Annotated in this window: 13 protein-coding genes; 3 read left to right on the forward strand and 10 right to left on the reverse strand. The window is 71.5% G+C overall.

What is annotated here, in order from left to right; all coding sequences use genetic code 11:
• Positions 1 to 82: 82 nt before the first annotated feature.
• Together ACIQCJ_RS07380 and ACIQCJ_RS07385 are read left to right on the forward strand one after the other, a co-directional pair.
• Positions 83 to 2,491 (forward strand): endonuclease/exonuclease/phosphatase family protein, encoded by a 2,409-nt coding sequence (locus ACIQCJ_RS07380; protein WP_402711270.1) that lies wholly within the window; start codon positions 83 to 85, stop codon positions 2,489 to 2,491.
• A 476-nt stretch (positions 2,492 to 2,967) separates the two neighbouring features.
• Positions 2,968 to 4,416, forward strand: coding sequence for a discoidin domain-containing protein (locus tag ACIQCJ_RS07385; protein ID WP_355349321.1), 1,449 nt, complete (start codon positions 2,968 to 2,970; stop codon positions 4,414 to 4,416).
• 108 nt (positions 4,417 to 4,524) lie between these two features.
• Here ACIQCJ_RS07385 and ACIQCJ_RS07390 read toward each other — a convergent pair whose 3' ends face one another.
• The 6 genes from ACIQCJ_RS07390 to ACIQCJ_RS07415 all read right to left on the reverse strand — a co-directional run bounded on the left by ACIQCJ_RS07390 (position 4,525) and on the right by ACIQCJ_RS07415 (position 12,036).
• On the reverse strand, positions 4,525 to 5,172 hold the full coding sequence (locus tag ACIQCJ_RS07390) for a hypothetical protein (RefSeq protein ID WP_402710945.1): 648 nt from the start codon (positions 5,170 to 5,172) through the stop codon (positions 4,525 to 4,527).
• Positions 5,173 to 5,178: 6 nt separating this feature from the next.
• Complete coding sequence (locus ACIQCJ_RS07395) at positions 5,179 to 5,523, reverse strand: hypothetical protein (RefSeq protein WP_402710946.1); 345 nt, start codon at positions 5,521 to 5,523, stop codon at positions 5,179 to 5,181.
• A complete protein-coding gene (locus tag ACIQCJ_RS07400) occupies positions 5,520 to 6,230 on the reverse strand; it encodes a hypothetical protein (protein WP_355349311.1) in 711 nt (236 codons plus the stop codon). Before ACIQCJ_RS07400 ends, ACIQCJ_RS07395 begins: the two co-directional genes overlap by 4 nt.
• 58 nt (positions 6,231 to 6,288) lie before the next feature.
• Positions 6,289 to 7,875 carry a putative T7SS-secreted protein gene (locus ACIQCJ_RS07405; protein ID WP_355349308.1) on the reverse strand — a complete coding sequence of 529 codons (1,587 nt, stop codon included), beginning with the start codon at positions 7,873 to 7,875 and terminating at the stop codon, positions 6,289 to 6,291.
• 138 nt (positions 7,876 to 8,013) lie between these two features.
• On the reverse strand, positions 8,014 to 10,833 hold the full coding sequence (locus ACIQCJ_RS07410; protein WP_402710947.1) for a GNAT family N-acetyltransferase: 2,820 nt from the start codon (positions 10,831 to 10,833) through the stop codon (positions 8,014 to 8,016).
• Between the two features lie 267 nt (positions 10,834 to 11,100).
• Positions 11,101 to 12,036 carry a zinc-binding dehydrogenase gene (locus tag ACIQCJ_RS07415; protein WP_391044678.1) on the reverse strand — a complete coding sequence of 312 codons (936 nt, stop codon included), beginning with the start codon at positions 12,034 to 12,036 and terminating at the stop codon, positions 11,101 to 11,103.
• 337 nt (positions 12,037 to 12,373) lie between these two features.
• On the opposite strand from ACIQCJ_RS07415, the gene ACIQCJ_RS07420 reads away from it, so the two are divergent.
• A complete protein-coding gene (locus ACIQCJ_RS07420) occupies positions 12,374 to 13,702 on the forward strand; it encodes a LuxR C-terminal-related transcriptional regulator (RefSeq protein WP_402710948.1) in 1,329 nt (442 codons plus the stop codon).
• A gap of 28 nt (positions 13,703 to 13,730) precedes the next feature.
• Here ACIQCJ_RS07420 and ACIQCJ_RS07425 read toward each other — a convergent pair whose 3' ends face one another.
• The 4 genes from ACIQCJ_RS07425 to ACIQCJ_RS07440 all read right to left on the reverse strand — a co-directional run bounded on the left by ACIQCJ_RS07425 (position 13,731) and on the right by ACIQCJ_RS07440 (position 17,590).
• Positions 13,731 to 14,219 (reverse strand): hypothetical protein, encoded by a 489-nt coding sequence (locus ACIQCJ_RS07425; protein WP_391044674.1) that lies wholly within the window; start codon positions 14,217 to 14,219, stop codon positions 13,731 to 13,733.
• Between the two features lie 512 nt (positions 14,220 to 14,731).
• The gene (locus ACIQCJ_RS07430) at positions 14,732 to 15,223 is read right to left on the reverse strand and encodes an ATP-binding protein (RefSeq protein ID WP_402710949.1); all 492 of its coding nucleotides are present in this window, start codon (positions 15,221 to 15,223) and stop codon (positions 14,732 to 14,734) included.
• 331 nt (positions 15,224 to 15,554) lie between these two features.
• Positions 15,555 to 16,322, reverse strand: coding sequence for an enoyl-CoA hydratase/isomerase family protein (locus ACIQCJ_RS07435; RefSeq protein WP_402710950.1), 768 nt, complete (start codon positions 16,320 to 16,322; stop codon positions 15,555 to 15,557).
• A 101-nt stretch (positions 16,323 to 16,423) separates the two neighbouring features.
• The gene (locus tag ACIQCJ_RS07440; RefSeq protein ID WP_402711271.1) at positions 16,424 to 17,590 is read right to left on the reverse strand and encodes an Ig-like domain-containing protein; all 1,167 of its coding nucleotides are present in this window, start codon (positions 17,588 to 17,590) and stop codon (positions 16,424 to 16,426) included.
• Between the last annotated feature and the right edge of the window lie 159 nt (positions 17,591 to 17,749).

A 17,749-nucleotide genomic window follows, 5' to 3' on the forward strand; every position in this document is an offset into this window, starting at 1 on the left:
AAGGAGACCCTCACCGGTGTCGCACATCTCTGGGGCAGAGCCCCGCCCTGACAGACCCGGTACTGCCGGGAACCGCAAGCGGCTGGTCACGATCGGGATAGCCGGCGCGGTGGTGCTGGCCGCGGTCGGCGTGCACACCGCCTTCGCGACGCCGTCCGCCGATGTGATGGTGTCCGAGGTGTACGGCGGCGGCGGCAACTCCGGTGCCACGTATACGAACGACTTCATCGAGCTGGCCAACTCGGGCAGCGCTCCGCTGGACCTGAGCGGGTACAGCGTGCAGTACCTGCCGGGCGCGCCGACGCCGACGTCCAAGTGGCAGGTGACGCCGCTGACCGGGTCGCTGGGCGCGGGCGCGCGGTATCTGGTGCAGGAGGCCGCGGGCACCGGCGGGACGACGGCGCTGCCGTCGCCGAACGTGGTCGGCGCCATCAACATGTCCGGTACGACGGGAACGGTCGCCCTTGTGCACGGCACCGACCCGCTGACCTGCGTGACGAAGGCGGACTGCGCCGCCGACGGCACCATCCGCGACCTGGTCGGCTACGGCACGGCCGCGGTGTTCGAGGGCAACGGCCCGGCGGCCGGGGCGAGCAACACCGACTCGGTGGCGCGCCCCGCCCTGACGGACACCGACGACAACGCGGCGGACTTCACCGCGGGCGCGCCCACTCCGGGCGCCGCGGGTGACGGCGGCGGCCCGACGACGCCCCCCACCACCCCGCCGACCACGCCGCCCACCTCGCCCCCGACCGGCGTCGAGGCGAAGATCCACGACATCCAGGGCGACACCCGGCTCTCCCCGCTCGCGGGCAAGGCGGTCACCGGCGTGACCGGCATCGTCATCGGCGTCCGCTCCTTCGGCTCCTCGCAGGGCTACTGGGTGCAGGACCCGACGCCGGACGCCAACCCCCGTACCAGCGAGGGCATCTACGTCTTCACCGGCTCGGTCACCCCGACCGTCGCGGTCGGCGACAGCGTCTCGCTCGCGGGCACCGTCTCCGACTACTACCCGGGCGGCACCTCCGCCGGCGGCCAGCCGGTGACCGAGCTGACCAAGGCCACCGCCACGGTGGTCTCGCACGGCAACGCGCTCCCCGCGCCCGTCGTCCTGGACAAGAAGAGCGTCCCCGACGCGTTCGTCCCGGCCGTCGGCGGCGGCACGATCGAGAACCTGCCGCTGCGTCCCGACGAGTACGCGCTCGACCTCTTCGCCTCGCTCGAGGGCATGAACGTGCAGATCGGTGACAGCCGCGTCGTCGGCGCCACCGACCCGTACTCCGAGCTGTGGGTGACGGTCAAGGCGGACCAGAACAAGACCAAGCGCGGCGGCACCCTCTACACGGGCTACGACCAGCCCAACTCCGGCCGCCTGATGGTGCAGTCGCTCATCCCGACCGCCACGCAGGCGTTCCCGGTGGCGAACGTCGGCGACACGCTGCGCGGTACGACGGCGGGTCCGCTGGACTACAACCAGTACGCGGGCACCTTCGCCGTCCAGGCGCGCACGATCGGCACGGTCAAGAGCGGTGGCCTCAAGCCCGAGGTGACCGACAAGGCCAAGTCGGACCAGGCGACCATCGCCACGTACAACGTGGAGAACCTGGCGCCCGGCAACCCGCAGTCGAAGTTCGACGCGCTCGCCAAGGGCCTGGTCACCAACCTCCGTTCGCCCGACATCGTGGCGCTGGAGGAGATCCAGGACAACAACGGCGCCACCGACGACGGCACGGTCGCCGCGGACAAGACGCTGACCAAGCTGACCGACGCCATCAAGGCGGCGGGCGGCCCGAGTTACCAGTGGCGCTCGATCGACCCGGTCAACGACAAGGACGGCGGCGAGCCCGGCGGCAACATCCGCTCGGTGTTCCTGTTCAACCCCGACCGTGTCAGCTTCGTCGACCGTCCCGGCGGCGACTCCACCACCGCGGTGGGCATCACCGGCACCGGCTCCAAGACCGCGCTGACCGTCTCCCCCGGCCGCATCGCGCCCACCGACCCGGCGTGGAACAGCAGCCGCAAGCCGCTGGTGGGTGAATTCACCTTCCGCGGCGAGAAGTTGTTCGTGATCGCGAACCACTTCAACAGCAAGGGCGGCGACCAGGGCATCGACAGCCGCTTCCAGCCGCCGGTCCGCAGCTCGGAGGTGCAGCGCAACCGCCAGGCGATCCTGGAGCACGACTTCGTGCAGCAGCTCGAGAAGGCCGACCGCAACGCCAACGTCGTGGTCCTCGGCGACCTGAACGACTACCAGTTCTCGCCCGCCGCCCAGGCCCTCACCGGCAACGGCACGGTCCTCACCGACCTGGTCAACACCCTGCCCAAGGACGAGCGTTACTCCTACGTGTACGAGGGCAACTCCCAGGTGCTGGACCACATCCTGGTCAGCCCCAGCCTGAAGCACGTCGACTACGACGTGGTGCACATCAACTCGGAGTTCGCCAACCAGACGAGCGACCACGACCCGCAGGTCGTCAAGATCAAGCCGTAGCAGGTCGTCATTCGTACCGCGTCACGTCGTCGCAGGTCGTCGTACGGCTGAGTGACGCGTGAGGCACATGTGAGGGGCGGGCCCGGCGGGGTCCGCCCCTTCGCGCTGCCCGGCTTTCCTGCCCCACGCCTTGACGCGCGCATGGCGGAGTTATAGACCATTACCTGTTCGAGAGAGCGCTCTCACGAGCGTGCCCCACCCTGTACACGGCCCCCCACCCGGTCAGGAGTCCTCATGCACGCCACGCCGGAAGGCAGCGCGATGCCACACGGCAGCCTCTCGCAGTCAGCGCTCCCGCACGCGCCCTGAGCCGCCGGAAACGGTTACGCCGTACCGCGCGGTCCCGCCGCACCCAGCGGTCACGCCGCGCTCAACGGCCCCGCCGTACACGGCGGTCACGCGGTACGCGGCGGTCACGCCGTACTCCGCACACGGGCGCACCCCCCACAACGCTTCGTCGGGACAGGAGATCTCGCATGTCCACCGGACACGCACCAGAGCAGGACCACGGGCACGACCCTCAGGACCGGGCCGGTACGGCCGGCGCCGCGTCGCACCGCGGGCGCCGCTCCCGCACCCGGATCGGCCTCGCGGCACTGGCCGTCGGCGCGCTGGCCCTGGCCGGCCTGACGGCGGTGGCGAGCCCGGGCGGCGCGGCCACCCCCGCGGCGGCCCCGGCCGTCGCACCCGCCGCCGTACCCGCCCCTCCGGCCGGTTTCACCACCACCTGGAGCGACGACTTCAACGGCGCCTCGGGCACCGGGGTCGACGGCGGCAACTGGAAGTACGACACCGGCCCCGGCAGCAGCTTCGGCACCGGTGAGATCGAGACGATGACCAACAGCACGTCCAATGTCTTCCAGGACGGCAACGGCCATCTCGTGCTGCGCGCCCTCCACTCGGGCAGCGACCCGCGCGCGGGCTGGACCTCGGGCCGGATCGAGACGCAGTCGTCGTCCTTCGGGGCGCCCCCCGGCGGCGTCGTGATGATGCAGTCGTCGATCCAGCAGCCGAATCTGACGACCGCCAACGGCGCCGGCTACTGGCCCGCGTTCTGGATGCTCGGCTCGACGCTGCGCACCGGCACCACGTGGCCGACCTCCGGCGAGGTCGACATCATGGAGGACATCAACTCCCGCAGTTCGGTGTTCGGCACGCTGCACTGCGGTGTCAACCCCGGCGGTCCGTGCAACGAGTCCACCGGCATCGGCAGCGGTGAACGCGCCTGCTCCGGCTGCCAGACCGGCTACCACACCTACGCCGTGCAGATCGACCGCTCGGTCTCGCCCGAGCAGATCCGCTGGTACCTGGACGGCGCCAACTACTTCACCGTCAACGCCAATCAGGTCGACGCCACGACCTGGGCCAACGCGGTGGACCACCCGTTCTTCATCATCTACGACCTCGCGATGGGCGGCGGCTTCCCCGACGCCTTCGGCGGCGGCCCCAACGCGGCGACCGTCAGCGGCGGCCAGATGAACATCGACTACGTGGCCGTCTACAACAAGGGCCCGGGCAGCACCACTCCGCCGTCCAACGGCACCAACCTGGCGCTGAACAAGCCCGCGACGGCCTCCTCCACGGAGAACGCGGGCACCCCCGCCTCGGCCGCCGTCGACAACAGCACCACCACCCGCTGGTCCAGCGCCTTCAGCGACCCGCAGTGGCTGCGCGTCGACCTCGGCGCCTCGCACGCCGTCAACCAGGTCAAGCTCAACTGGGAGGCCGCCTACGCCAAGGCGTTCCAGATACAGGTCTCCAACGACGGCACCAACTGGACCAGTTGCTACAGCACCACGGCGGGCACCGGCGGCCTCCAGACCCTCAACGTCAACTGCACCGGCCGCTACATCCGCGTGTACGGCACCCAACGCGCCACGGCCTACGGCTACTCCCTCTGGGACTTCCAGGTCTTCGGAAGCTGACACCGCCCGAAGCCCGCACCTCCAGGAGAGCTGAACGCCTCCCCCGCGTACCAGGGCGGGCGGACCCCCTGCCGGGCCCGCCCGCCCTACCGCGTACCGCCGCGTGTCCTACGCCGTCGCGAAGCGGAAGGTGCTCGTCACCGCGTCGAAGATGTCGTGGAACGCTTCGGCGAGGTCGAGGACGGGGCTGGCGCCGGAGACGAGGACGATCTCGGCGGGGCAGCCGGGAACGGGGATGTAGGTCTGGGTGAGCGCCATCCGGACCGTGCGGGTGTCGCCCTGCTCGACGGGGACGTCCTCGACGCCCACCGTGCGGGCGCACAGGCCGACTTCGGGGATCTCGACGGTGGTGACCCGCCGCCAGGCGTCGCCTTCGCGGCGGGGCGTGATCGTCCTGAGCGTCTCGGCGATGACGCGCGGGTCGGTGCTCAGCGTGGAGCCCTGGGAGCCGGTGGCGCTCACGACGGTGACGGTGACCATCGCGGTCAGCGGGACGCCCTCGAAGTTCTCGGCCATGCAGCCGCAGTAGAGCGCCCCCGCGTCATGGGCGTCACGGGCCATCCGGCGCAGCAGCGCGACCAGGTCCTTGCGGTACGGGGCCAGTTCGGGGACGGCCCGGACGCGCGCGTCGATCAGCGCGCGGACGGTCTCCTCGCGGCCCTCGGGCCGTACGTCGAACTCCCACCACGACTCGGGTACGGACAGGGAGACGCCGACCGGCGGGGCGGCGGGGGCTTCCGGCGTGCTCTCGTTCATGACCGGCTATTCCTTCGTGCTGTGCGGGGCGGGCCCCTGCTGCGGGCCGGGGGCGCTCTCGGTGGAGTCGGCGAGCTGCTTGGCCAGGTCGGTGTCCACCTTGCGGATCTCGCTGACCACGGTGGTCGCCATCTTCTCCAGGCCGGTGAGCTGCTTGTGGATGTCGCCCCTGCCGTCCTTCCAGTTGGCCTGGAAGTGGTCGAGCGCGCCGGCGACGCTGCCGTCGCCCATGTCGTCCTCGAAGGCCCGCAGGGTCGCCTTCGTGTCGTCGAGCCGCTTGGTGATCGACCCGAGCATCGTGGCGAAGTCCTCCAGCAGGTCGAGCGGTATCGCCAGCCGGTCCTCGCTCATGCGTCGCCGTCCTCCCAGTCCAGGCTGCGGGCGCGGTACGTGTAGGTGGCGCAGAATGCGGCCAGTTCGGCGGGGAGCGGCTGGACGCAGTCCACCGAGTAGTCGAGGAAGTATTTCGGCGCGATGGCGTTGTACTCCCAGAAGGTGTATTCGGGTTCGAGCCGGTCGAGCACTTCCTGGTAGAGGTCGCGGACTTCGAGGAAGTCGAGCAGTTCCGGCAGCGTCCATTCGGCGACGGATTCGCCGGGGTCGCTCGGCAGCCGTGTCGTACCGGCTTCCGAGGACTTCCGCAGCGGGCTCCCTGCGGCGAGCGTCCGCACGTCGTCGGCGGAGAGGAAATGCCAGGGGCCGTCCTTCTCGACGAACACCCAGCTGTCGACGTTGGCATGGCGGAACAGCTCGCCGGACGCGCCGAAGAACACCTGCTCGGTGAAGGCCATTCCGGGGCGGCGCTGCTGCCGGGTCCGCCCCTCGAACTCGACCTCCACGTCGTGGTCGCCCTGGGTGAGCTGCCGCAGCGCGTCCGCGCGGAACTCCCGCCGGTACGGGGAGGTGCGCAGGCACGAGTGGTGGAAGGAGCCTTCCAGGAACACCTCTTGGGGGTCCCAGGGCGCCAGCAGCATTCGGTAGCTCTTCACGAACGTGGTCCAGCCCGGCACCTGGAGGACATAACGTCCGCAGAACTGGCAGGCGTTGGGTCCGTTCATCGCGCCCGAATCCTCCGTACTCACACTCAATGCCGTCGCTGAAGGTGATTCACGCCGACTATACATGAGGCACTCTCACCACGTACCCGCGGTCATTCATGGGACCGCCCGGCGGATATTGCCCCTGTGGCACGTCGATAATTCCGTTGTGGTCGAAGAACGTGACATTGCCGTCGCGGCTGACCACGGCTTCCACGTGCCTGCTCGCCTTGTTGTCGAGGTCGAACTGCATACTGTTCCGCATTCCCCGGGCCCGTTCGATATCGGTCGGCGGCCCCGGTATGCGGTCCTCGGGGTGGGTGTGGACGGTGAACTTGTAGCCCCGGCCGCGCAGGTCCTTCGGAATGGAACTGCCGATCTCCGTGCCCCGGAAAAGCCGCAGTTCGCCGCCGGGGCCCTGGACGATGGCGTGTTCCACACCCGCGAATTTCTGGAGTTCCGCGAGGTGGGTGACATTCACCTCGGCGGGGCGGATCTGGATGTGGCCGTCCTCCAGCGCCTTCACCAACTGCTTGGCCTTCGGTGACAGATCGCGGAAGGGAATGGTGCCGCCGGGCAGCCGGTCGCCGCCCTTGAAGGCGACCGTGATCGCCCGGAGACCCTCGCCGCCGTCCCGGATCAGCGATGCCATGTTCTTGAGCGCGCCCTTGGCCGAACCCAGCGCGTGGGCACCGATCTTGAGCAGGCCGCCCGCCTTGTAGAGCTCGGCGAGCTTGCCGAGGGAGGTCAGGCCCTTGGTCATGGGAACGCAGTCCAGGACGGCGAAGAGCACGTCCCACAAAGTGGCCTTGCCCTGGATGTATTTGGTGACGGTGTCGGCAAGGACGAGCAGCGCCGCGGCGACGACGAGCCAGGCGAGCGGGCCGCCGATGATCATCACGACGATGCCGAGGACCGCCACGATCCACTTGCAGACCGTGATGATCTCGTCCCAGTGGTCGGCGACCCAGTGGACCGCCTTCTCCCACCAGTGCCGGTTCCTGATCCCCGCGTCCGACGCCTCGTGCAGCCTGGCCACCGTGCGGCGCGCCGCGTCCTCCCGCATACCCCGCGCCTGCTCCGCCAGCCGCTTCGCCGCGTCGAGCGCCGACTGCGCGGAGGAGACGGCCTGCTGGGCGTCGGCCCGACGGGCCTTGGCGGCGGCCAGGTCGCGGGTGGCCTGGCGGACCTGGTCCGAATCGGGCGGCGGGACGGTCGCACCGTGGTTCTTCGCCGGATCGTACGAGTCGGCGGTCGACGTGGCCGTGTGCACCCAGTCCTGCGCACCGTTCAGACCGCTCTGCGCGGAGACCAGCCGGGCATGCGCCGTGCGCCCGTCGGCCAGGGCGCGGTCCGCCTGGTACTGCGCGTGCTCCAGATCCGGCCAGTACGACTCCAGCGCCTCCGCCGCGATCCGGTACGACGTATGCAGCTTGTCGAGATTCTTCGGCGTCGACCCGAACTCCTCCCGGAACGCGTCCGCCGACAGCCCCGCCCACGCCAGGATCGCGTCCTCCGACTGCATCCCCTTCACCAGCCGCAGCGCGCCGCCCACATCGTCCGCGAACTCGTGCAACTGCCGCGACAACGTCTTCACCCGCGACGCGTCACCCGGAACCGGATCGCGATCCATGTCGAGTATGTGCCAGTCGCTCGGACGACCCATGCGTCAATCCCCCCGTCGCGCGTGGTGTTCAGCGGGTGGTGTTCACGGGTGGTGAACCGGTGATCAACAGCTGATCATCAGTAGAGACGTTTCACGCTACCTGAAGGGTTCCCGGTCGCGGTATCGGCTTTCTTTTGGTCAACCAGTGGTCAAGTCGCGTGTGAGGAAGACGAACTGAGCGGGTTTGTCCGGGAGTTCGACGCGGGGGCCGAGGGTGAAGCCGGTGCTGAGGAGACGGTCGATCGCGCGGGTGTTGCGGGCGTCGGGTTCCGCGACGATACGGCGGCAGGCGGGGTCGGCGAAGACGTGGGCGAGGAGGGCGGTCAACAGGTGCCGCGTGTAGTCGGGTTCGCGTTCGGCGCCGGGGTCGATGGGGCCGACGAAGACGTGGACGCCGACGTCGCCGGGCAGCCGCTCGTAGAAGTCGCCGATGGGGTCGGCCTCCGGCTGGTAGGTCTGGAAGAGGGCCACGGGGCGGTCGTCGCGGCGGACCAGGTAGGCGTGGTGGGTGTCGAGCGAGTCCAGGAAGGCGTAGATCTCGCGCACCTGGTCGCGGGTCGCGTCGCCCATGCCCCAGAACCGGCCCCGCTCCTGGGTGACCCACGCGTGGATGAGGTCGATGTCCCGGTCGGGGTCGACGGGCACGAAGCGGACGGTCCCGAAGCCGGCGGGCGGCCCGTGAAAGGCGGCGGCTCCAGCGGGGCCAGCGGCAGGCGCTTCGGGGGCTTTCGGGGCTTCGGGGGCTTCGGGGGCTTCGGGCACAGAGGTCTCCCTGGTGAGTCGGGTCCAGTCGGTGGCCACGGGGACGAGGTCGCCGCGCAGCCAGTACGGAAGCTGGTCGCGGTGGTGCGGGCCGCCGGGCACTCCGCTCGCTCCGAAGGGCACGACCCACCGGCTGTTCTCACGGTCGGCCAGATCCCATACGTAGCGGGCGGCGGGCCCGCGCAGGCTGTGGTGGGTGATGCCGGGGACGCTGGACGTGGACAGCACGCAGTCGTGGTCCCCCGCCAGCCCCGGCCACACCTCGGGCGCGTGCCCGTACGCGTCGGGCGGCAGCGCCTGCCAGGGCGCGAGCCGGTGCAGTTCCCCCCAGGTCCGCTCCCCCGCGCCCGCCTCCCCCGCACCGGCCCCCGCCGTCTCCTCCAGCGCGGCCCGTACGATCGCGGCCCGGTCCCGCGCGGGTATGAGCCCGCCGCCCAGCAGCGTCTCCAGCGCGAACGCCACCCGGGGCACCAGTGCCAGCCACGGCGTGAACGTCGCGGGATACGACGGCAGATGGACGAGTTCGGCCAGCGGGGCGAGCGCGGGGTGCGCGGCGAGTCCGCGGACGACCGCCGCCCGCAGTACGGCGTATGACGCGGCGTCAGTGCTCTCGGCCGCCATCCGCCGGTCCCAGCGCAGGAGCCGCGCGCCGAGAGCGGAGGCCGCGGGACTCAGCGGCGGCGTGTCAGGGCCCTGGAGGTCGGCCACGAGGTCCAACAGGGCGCGGGCGGAGCCGAGATGGACGTCGGTGTGGATCGCCCCCATGCCGTCCGCCGTCCAGTCGTCGGCGGATGCCAGGAGGCGGCGGATGCGGCGCGCGCGGTGCGGCGCGGCGAATTCGGTGCCGAGCGGGGCGGCCAGTTCGCGCGCGTTGGCCATCACCGCGAGGCCGTCGCGGACGTCGGCGCGCGGCAGGGGCGCGTAGGCGCCGGTCCACGCGTGCTCCTTCCGCCACGCGGGCACGGCGTACAGGGAGTTGTCCGGATGCCGTACGGGCACCCGGCCCGCCGTCCGGTGCAGGAGGCCGCCCTCGGTGTCGGCGGCCTGCACGACGTTGACCGGCTCGACCCAGCCGTCCAGCGCCCGGTCGACGTCGCCGACGGTGGTGGCGCGCAGCAGCGACGGCAGTGCGGAGAAGCCGAGTTCGGCTCCGGCGCGGGCGGGACAGCGCAGGCTGACGGCGTTCCAGATGGTGTCCGCGCGGCCGTCCGACGCGCCGCCGCCCGACGCGGCGGGGGTCTCGGGCGCGTCGGGGCCCTCGGGCGCGTCGGGGTTCCCCGGCGCGTCGGGGCCGCCGATGATCACCGGGCCGCGTGCGGTCTCGACGATCTCGACGCGGACGGGGTCGGCGTCCGCGACGGCGACGGTCTCGGTACGGGAAGCGGCGGGCTCCCAGCCGTCGGGGCCGAGGGCCCGGACGGAGCCGTCGGGGGCGCGGCGCAGGTGTTCGCGGTAGAGGTCCTGGTAGTCGGCCATGGCGTTGGTGATGGCCCAGGCGACCCGGCCGGTGTGGCCGAAGTGGGCGAGGCCAGGGACGCCGGGGACGGCGAGGCCGACGACGTCGAACTCCGGGCAGGCCAGGCGGATCTGCTGGTAGACGCCCGGTGCCTCGATGAAGCGGTGCGGGTCGCCCGCGAGGAGCGCCGCGCCCGTGGCGGTGCGGTCCCCGGTGATCAGCCAGCCGTTGCTGCCCGCGGTGCCGGGCCCGTCGGTGGCGAAGGCCGCGACGGCGTCCGGGCCGAGCCGCCGGGCCGCCTCGTACCGCCAAAGTTTGGCGGGGAAGCCCGCGAAGAGGATGTGGGTGGAGAGCCAGACGGCCAGCGGCGTCCAGGGCTGCCAGCGGCCGGGTGCGAGGCCGGTGGCGGCGAACTCCGGTGCCTGCGCCGCGCCTTGGGGCAGCCCGGCGTTGACGCCGTCCACGTAGGCGGCGACCCAGCGCGCGGTGTCCTGGTCGAGCCGGGCGTGGCAGCGGCGGGCGGTGTCGGCCAGCAGCGCGCGGCGGGCGAAGCGGTCCCACTCGACGGCGTCGGCGCCGAGGAACGCGGCGGTGCCGCCCTCCGCGCGGTGCCGTTCGGTCTCCAGCTGCCAGGCCCGGTCGACGGCGGCGTTCCGGCCTTGAGCGAAGGCGAGTTCGCGGGCGCTGTCCGCGCGGAGGTGGGGGATGCCCCAGGCGTCCCTGAAGACCTCGCTGCTCACCCTGACTCCCTCTGATCATTAAGGTTAGGGTGCCCTAACTTAACAGGAATCGGGGACCTCACAAGGGCCGGACACCTCACAGGGGCTGGGGACCCACAGGGGCCGGGGACCCCACGAGGGCCGGGGACCCCACGAGGGCCGGGGACCCCACAAAGGCCGGGGACCTCACAGGGATCGCGGGCCACACGGCGGCGGGCGGTACGGCTGCGGGCGGTACGGAGCCCGCCCGTACCGCCCGCCGTCACGCCGCGTCCCCGGGTCCGGGGGTCAGACGCCCTCGGACACCTTGAGCACGATCTTGCCGGTCAGGTGCCCGGCCTCGCTCGCGCGCTGCGCGTCGGCCGCCGCCTCCAGCGGGAACACCTCGTGGACGGCGATGGTCAGCTTGTCCGCGGCGAACAGCGCCAGCGCCTCCGCGAAGGCGGGCTCGCCGTAGTACCCCTCGGCGCCCGAGGTGAAGCGGACGCCGAGCTTGCCCGCGCCCGGCGCGTCCGCGATGGACAGCACCCGCTCGGTGCCGCCGGTCAGCTCGACCGACGCCTGGAGCGCGTCGCCCCGCCCGGCCGCGTCGAGCGCCGCGTCGATCCCCTCGGGCGCGGCGGCCCGCACCCGTTCCACCAGCCCGTCCCCGTAGGCGACCGGGACCGCGCCGAGCGCCCGCAGGTGCTCGTGGTTGGCCTCGCTCGCCGTGCCGACGACCTTGACGCCGCGCGCGACCGCGAACTGTACGGCGACGGTGCCGACGCCGCCCGCCGCGCCGTGGATCAGCAGCGTCTCGCCGGGCCGCACCTTGAGCATGTCCAGCGCGCGGTACGCGGTCTCCGCCGCGACCGGCAGCGCCGCCGCCTGCTCCCAGCTCAGCGTGCCGGGCTTGAGGGCGACCTTCGCGACCTCGGCGAGCGCCCGCTCGGCGTAGGCGCCGGTGGCGGTCTGGCCGAAGACGTCGTCGCCGACCGCCAGGCCCTCGACGCCCTCGCCCAGCGCCTCGACGACACCCGCCGCCTCAAGGCCCGGCACATGCGGGAAGTCCACGGGGAAGACCTGCTCCATGTAACCGGCGCGGATCTTGCTGTCGAGCGGGTTCACGCCCGCCGTGCGCACCGTGATCCGCACCTGGCCGGGGCCCGGCTCCGGCACGTCGGTGTCCACGGCCCGCAGCACGTCCGCGGAGCCGTATTCGGTGAAGGCGATGGACTTCGTCATGGGTTCACAATCCTTCGGAGGGCTCGGAAATATTCGAGAACATTCGGAAACCTGAAGCAATTGCCTTGGCGGGCGCCCGAGGAGACGCGGCGCCCCGGTGCGAAGGCGGCATTCCCCGGGCGTTCCGCCGGCACCTCCTAGGCGTTCCCCGGGCGTCCCCGGGCATTCCCCGGGTGTCCCGGGGAACTCCCCGGGTGTCCCCGGCACTCCCCGGGGTCCTTCAGGGCACTTTCCAGCATCGCCGCGGGCCGCCGTCGATCCGGCCCGCCGTTCGGACGGTTCCGCCCGGCCGAAAGGACAGTCCGCGCCCATCATCGCCGCCGTACGCTCGGGAGGCATGCCGAGCCATGACGGAATCCGCCCGCAGGACGCCCTCGCGCGGGCCCTGGTCGTCACCCGCGCACCGCTGCCCGACACCATGCGGCGGCTGTCGGAGGTGCTGACCGACCTGGTGCCGCACCGGGCGGTCGCCCGGCGGAGCGCCGTCTGCACGTTCACTCCGACGGCGGCCTTCGGGGACGAGGAGCTGACCGGCCGGATCACCGGCGCCGAACTGACGCGCCTGGCCGGGCGGGTGACGGCGGGCGCGCCCTGGCAGGGCGAGGCGGTACTGGCCGGGGCGCCGCACCCGGTGCTCGCCGTCGCTTCCACGCGTGAGTTCGCCGAGCCCGCCGAGACCACCGAGGCCGCCGACACGGGCGCGGGCGCGGGCCCGCTGCTGGTCGTCGTACGCTCCTCGGCCGAGCCGCTGGACGCCGACGTCACGGCGGTGGCGCAGGGCCTGTGGGACCTGGTCACCGTCAACCAGGAGCGCCGGATGGCGGAGGCAGGACCGACGCAGGCGGCCAGTTCGCGGGCCGCCGCCGCGGCCAGGGCGCGGGCCATCGCGGAGCTGACCGACGCGCACTCCTCCGTACTGTCGGCGATCCTCGGTACGCTGCGCGCCGCGTCGCTGGACGACACCGCCGCGCGGCGCGGCGCCGTGGACCTGGCAGTCGCGGCCCTGATCGACCTGCGCGCGGGCGCCGACCTGGACCGGGAGCTGAGCGAGGAGCCCGCGGACGCCGCCTTCGGCCGCCTCACCGCCGAGCTGCGCCCGCTGCTGCGCTACAGCCCCGTCGAGCTGGACCTGCGACCTCCCGCCTCCCGCCGTACGCTGGCCGCCGACGTGGCCCACGGCGCGCGGGCGGCGGTACGCGGGGCCGTCCTGGCCATGCTGGAGCAGGGCGGCCTGGGGCGGCTCCATGTGAGCTGGCAGCTCGACGAGGACACGCTCCGCGTGCTGGTACGCGACGACGGGCCCGGCCTGCTCGCCCCGGAGGCGCTCGCCGTCCACCGCTTCACCGACCGGCTCACGGCGCTCGGCGGGCGGCTCGTCCTCGATGCCCTGCCCGGCTGGGGCTCCACCCTCACCGTCACCCTGCCGCTGTCCCCCGACCTCCCGGCGGCCCCCGCTGCGGCCGGTCCGCTGGACGCCCTCCATCCGAGGGAACGGCAGGTCCTCGAAGAGCTCGCCCTCGGGCGCCGCAACCGCGAGATCGCCCTCGCCCTCCACATCAGCGAGTCCACCGTGAAATTCCACGTCGCCAACATCCTCGCCAAGCTCGGCGTCGCCTCCCGCGGCGAGGCCGCCGCCGTCGCCCGTACGGCGGCGGCCACCGCGTAGACCGCGGGCAGCCGTCACCGGTCGGGCGTCAGGCCGCGACGGCGACCGCCGCGCGGCCGAGCCGGACACCGCCGCGGGCCGGCCGGAAGACGACGAGCCGCAGGAGCAGGAAGCGGCCGAGGCCGGCGAGGGCGGAGGCCGCGATGTAGACGCCCTGCCGGGTGAGGGCGTCGCCGGACGGATACGCGGAGGCGTAGGCGAGCAGCGCCCCGGTGGTGAAGAGGTACGACAGCAGGACGGTGAGCGCGCAGGCGCAGTGGTCGGACCAGGTGGCGCCGCCCCGGCCGAAGGTGAAGCGGCCGTGGAGTTCGGTGGCCAGGACCGTGGAGCCGATGGTGACGACGGCGTTGGACAGGGCGAGGGGGACGCTGTCGCCGATCAGCAGGAGGACGCCGCTGGCGAGGACGGTGACTCCGCCGCCGCACAGCACGAACCGCACGAAGGAGGCGAGGGCCGCGGTGCGCGAGGACGGGGACGCGATGGCCGCCCGGCCGGTGATCGCCGTGCTGGCGGCCATGGTCAACTCCTGTGTCGGTGACGGCCGCTGAGGGCGCCCGTCGTCGTGTCACCGACTCTTCCGCACGGCCGCGCGCGGGCCCATCAGGTGTGTCCCCCATTGCGTGTGGGGGCTACCCCCACCCCTCCTCAGGGACGCGCCCCCCACATCCCCGAGGGTCCCGATCATTAGAAGAAGATGAACGTACTTATCCATGGTTTACAAGGCGGGTGGCGCACATCACCCTTGCTTTGCGCGGCGCAATGCCTCTTTTGTCCAGATGTGAGCTATATGCGCGTTTGACCATGCCTGGCACTGCGTGCCAGAGTCTTCTCAACGGCCCGCACCGACCCGCGCTCGGCCGTTCCACAGACGCCGCGAACCACACCCCCCTTGCTTCGCGGCGGTTCGAAGAGGCCCTTGCGCAGTCGTTACCACGACGCGAAGGGCCTCTTCACAATATCCGGGCCTGTCACGGCGGTACGGCCCCGACGCCCCCGCACGACGGCCCCGACGCCCGCGCCGGGCGCGAACTACCGCTCCGGGAACCGCAGTTCGAACCATGTCGTCTTGCCGCGCGGCTGGAGGTCGACGCCCCAGCGATCGGAGAGTTTGTCCACCAGGAACAGGCCCCGGCCGCTGGCGTCCAGGCCGCGGACCGGCAGCAGACAGGGCAGCGCCCGCGAGGGGTCCCGCACCTCGACCCTGACCCAGCCCCGGCGCCAGTGCATCCGCAGCCCGAACGTCCGCGCCCCGGTGTGCCGTACGGCGTTGCCCACGAGTTCGGAGACGAGCAGTTCCACGGTGTCGGCGAACTGCGGGAGGCCCCAGACCCGTACCACGGAGAGCGCCAGGCGCCGGGCGGTGGAGGCGGATTCAGGACGGGAGGTCAGATGGACCTCCTGGACGGACGGGTCGCCGTACAGATCGAGGGCCTTGGCCGCCGTGTCGTCGGTGAGAACGGGAACCGCACCCGCGGCGGTGTCCACCCGCTGCGGCTGCTCAGATGCTCCCCGGCCCGCCATGACTTCATGATGGCTGCAATTGCAGCGCTCCGAGGGGTAACCGGAGGAATTCGTCCGACGGAGTACGCCGCCCCACACCTGTGACTAGGCATATGCCCTGGGCACAGAACACCCCTCAACGGCCCTGCTGATCAGTGGAGTTGACATATGCAACCATCACAGCGGATGGTGGCGGCCTCCCATTCCTTAAGGCTGGCATAAGGTTGCCTTAAGGTGAGCCGCGCACCCTGCGTCACCTCTGACGCGCTGTCAGCCGAGCACCCGTTCGACGCTCAGCCGCATGTGCGTCGGATCGCCGTCCCCGGCTGACCACGCGTCAGCATCCGCGGGCTCAGCGGAAGGTGGCCTTCCCCGGTCCGTCCTCGACGAAGCTGCGCATCCCCGTCTCGCGGTCCGCCGTGGCGAACAGCCCCGCGAACAAGGTGCGTTCGATCGTCAGCCCGGTCTCCAGATCCGTTTCGAGACCCGCGTCGACGGCCTCCTTCGCGGCCCGCAGCGCGTACGCGGGACCGCGCGCCAGCCGCTCCGCCCAGGCCCGCGCCCGCGCGTACACCTCGTCGGCCGGGACGACCTCGTCCACCAGCCCCAGCGACAGCGCCTCCCGCGCCGTCACCATCCGGCCGGTGAAGATCAGGTCCTTGGCGCGCGAGGGACCGACCAGCCGGGACAGCCGCTGGGTGCCGCCCGCGCCCGGGATCAGACCGAGCAGGATCTCCGGCTGTCCGAGCTTCGCGTTCTCGCCCGCGATCCGGTAGTCGGCACACAGTGCCAGCTCGCAGCCGCCGCCGAGCGCGTAACCGGTCACGGCCGCCACCACCGGCTTCGGGATCCGCGCCACCGCCGTGAAGGACTCCTGGAGCGCCCGCGAGCGGTCGACCATGTCCTCGTACGACATGGCCTGCATCTCCTTGATGTCCGCGCCCGCCGCGAACACCTTCTCCCCGCCCCACACCACCACGGCCCGTACCTCGGGACGCCGCGCCGCCTCCTCGGCGACCTCCTTGAGCCGGTCCTGCGTGCCGAAGTCCAGGGCGTTCATGGGCGGCCGGTCGAGCCGGACGGTGCCGACGCCTTCGTCGACTTCAAAGGTCACAGTCATACGGGCGAGCGTACGACGGACGGCCCGCCCCAGGTCAGGGGCGGGCCGTCGCGGCTCACGTGCGGTGCCTCACACGGGCGGAAACCCGATGCGGAACCCGGTCAGGACGTCCACTCGCTCCAGGGGAGGTTCCAGCCGTTGAGGCCGTTGTACCACTGGACCGTCTTGTCCTTGGAGTTCTGCACCTGCACCACGTCACCGATGATCGACTGGTTGTAGAACCAGGCCGCGGGGGTGCTCGCGTCACCCGCCCCGCGCACGTCGTGCAGACCCACGCAGCCGTGGCTGGTGTTGCTGTTGCCGAAGACCGAGGTCGCGGCCCAGTAGTTGCCGTGGATGAAGGTGCCCGAGGTGGTCAGCCGCATGGCGTGCGGCACGTCCTTGATGTCGTACTCACCGCCGAAGCCGACCGTGTCGCCGTTCATCCGGGTGGTCACGTACTTCTCGGAGATGACCATCTTGCCGTTGTACGTGGTGTGGTCCGGCGCGCCCGAGGAGATCGGGATGGTGCGCAGCACCTTGTTGTCGCGGTAGACGGTCATGGTGTGCTTGGCCGCGTCCACGATGCTCACCTGGCGGCGGCCGACGGTGAAGTGGACTTCCTTGTGCTGCTTGCCGTAGACGCCGGGGGCGCCCTCGACACCGTTGAGGTTGAGGCTCAGCGTGACCTTCGTACCGGCCGCCCAGTACTCCTGCGGGCGGATGTAGAGCTGCTGGTCGCCGTACCAGTGCGCGGCGACCGGGACCGACGGGCTCGCGGTGACCTTGACGCCTTCCTCGACGGCCTTCTTGTTCGTGATCGGCCGGTTGAAGTTGAGGAAGACCTCCATGCCGACGCCGACGGTCGAACCGTCCTCCGGCGTGTAGTAACCGACGAAGGTGTTCTTCGGGGTGACCGTGGTGAAGCTGGAGTGCTTGTCGGACTCACGTCCCGCGTCGTCCTTGGCGACCGCGTCCACCGAGTACTGCGTGGACGTGTCCAGGTGCCCGGCCGGCACCCATCCGGCGCCGTCGGCGGAGATCGCGCCCTCCACCTCCGTGCCCTTGTCGTCCTTCACGACGACCGACGAGAGCTTGCCGCCCTGCGCCGTGACCTTCAGCGTCCCCGTGGTCGACACCTCGGTCGAGCCGTCCTTCGGCAGGATCGTCACGACGGCGGTCGAGGCGACCGTGTCCGACGCGTTCGCCTTGCCGTTCGAGGCCGACGTGGAGCCGTTCCCACTGCCGGACTTGCCGCCGCCACCGCCGCCACCGCACGCGGTGACCATCAGCAGCAACGCTCCGAGCGCCAGCACCAGAACGTTTCTCCTGATACCCGGCGCAGCCAATATCGGCTTCAACTCTTGCTCTCCCCTACCGCCCGGAACACCTGAACTCCCCTGGTCAGCGCAAGACAATCACACGGAACAAGCGCGAGTGCTCACGAG

This window comes from Streptomyces sp. NPDC093221, from assembly GCF_044753885.1.
GTDB lineage: Bacteria > Actinomycetota > Actinomycetes > Streptomycetales > Streptomycetaceae > Actinacidiphila.

Excerpts from the sequence above, each read along its gene's own strand:
- ACIQCJ_RS07430 (WP_402710949.1), bottom strand. The coding sequence starts at position 15,223 with ATGGCGGGCCGGGGAGCATCTGAGCAGCCGCAGCGGGTGGACACCGCC.
- ACIQCJ_RS07395 (WP_402710946.1), bottom strand. The coding sequence starts at position 5,523 with ATGAGCGAGGACCGGCTGGCGATACCGCTCGACCTGCTGGAGGACTTC.
- ACIQCJ_RS07440 (WP_402711271.1), bottom strand. The coding sequence starts at position 17,590 with ATGGTCACCGCGTGCGGTGGCGGCGGTGGCGGCGGCAAGTCCGGCAGT.
- ACIQCJ_RS07415 (WP_391044678.1), bottom strand. The coding sequence starts at position 12,036 with ATGACGAAGTCCATCGCCTTCACCGAATACGGCTCCGCGGACGTGCTG.
- ACIQCJ_RS07435 (WP_402710950.1), bottom strand. The coding sequence starts at position 16,322 with ATGACTGTGACCTTTGAAGTCGACGAAGGCGTCGGCACCGTCCGGCTC.
- ACIQCJ_RS07425 (WP_391044674.1), bottom strand. The coding sequence starts at position 14,219 with ATGGCCGCCAGCACGGCGATCACCGGCCGGGCGGCCATCGCGTCCCCG.
- ACIQCJ_RS07390 (WP_402710945.1), bottom strand. The coding sequence starts at position 5,172 with ATGAACGAGAGCACGCCGGAAGCCCCCGCCGCCCCGCCGGTCGGCGTC.
- ACIQCJ_RS07405 (WP_355349308.1), bottom strand. The coding sequence starts at position 7,875 with ATGGGTCGTCCGAGCGACTGGCACATACTCGACATGGATCGCGATCCG.
- ACIQCJ_RS07400 (WP_355349311.1), bottom strand. The coding sequence starts at position 6,230 with ATGAACGGACCCAACGCCTGCCAGTTCTGCGGACGTTATGTCCTCCAG.
- ACIQCJ_RS07385 (WP_355349321.1), top strand. The coding sequence starts at position 2,968 with ATGTCCACCGGACACGCACCAGAGCAGGACCACGGGCACGACCCTCAG.
- ACIQCJ_RS07420 (WP_402710948.1), top strand. The coding sequence starts at position 12,374 with ATGCCGAGCCATGACGGAATCCGCCCGCAGGACGCCCTCGCGCGGGCC.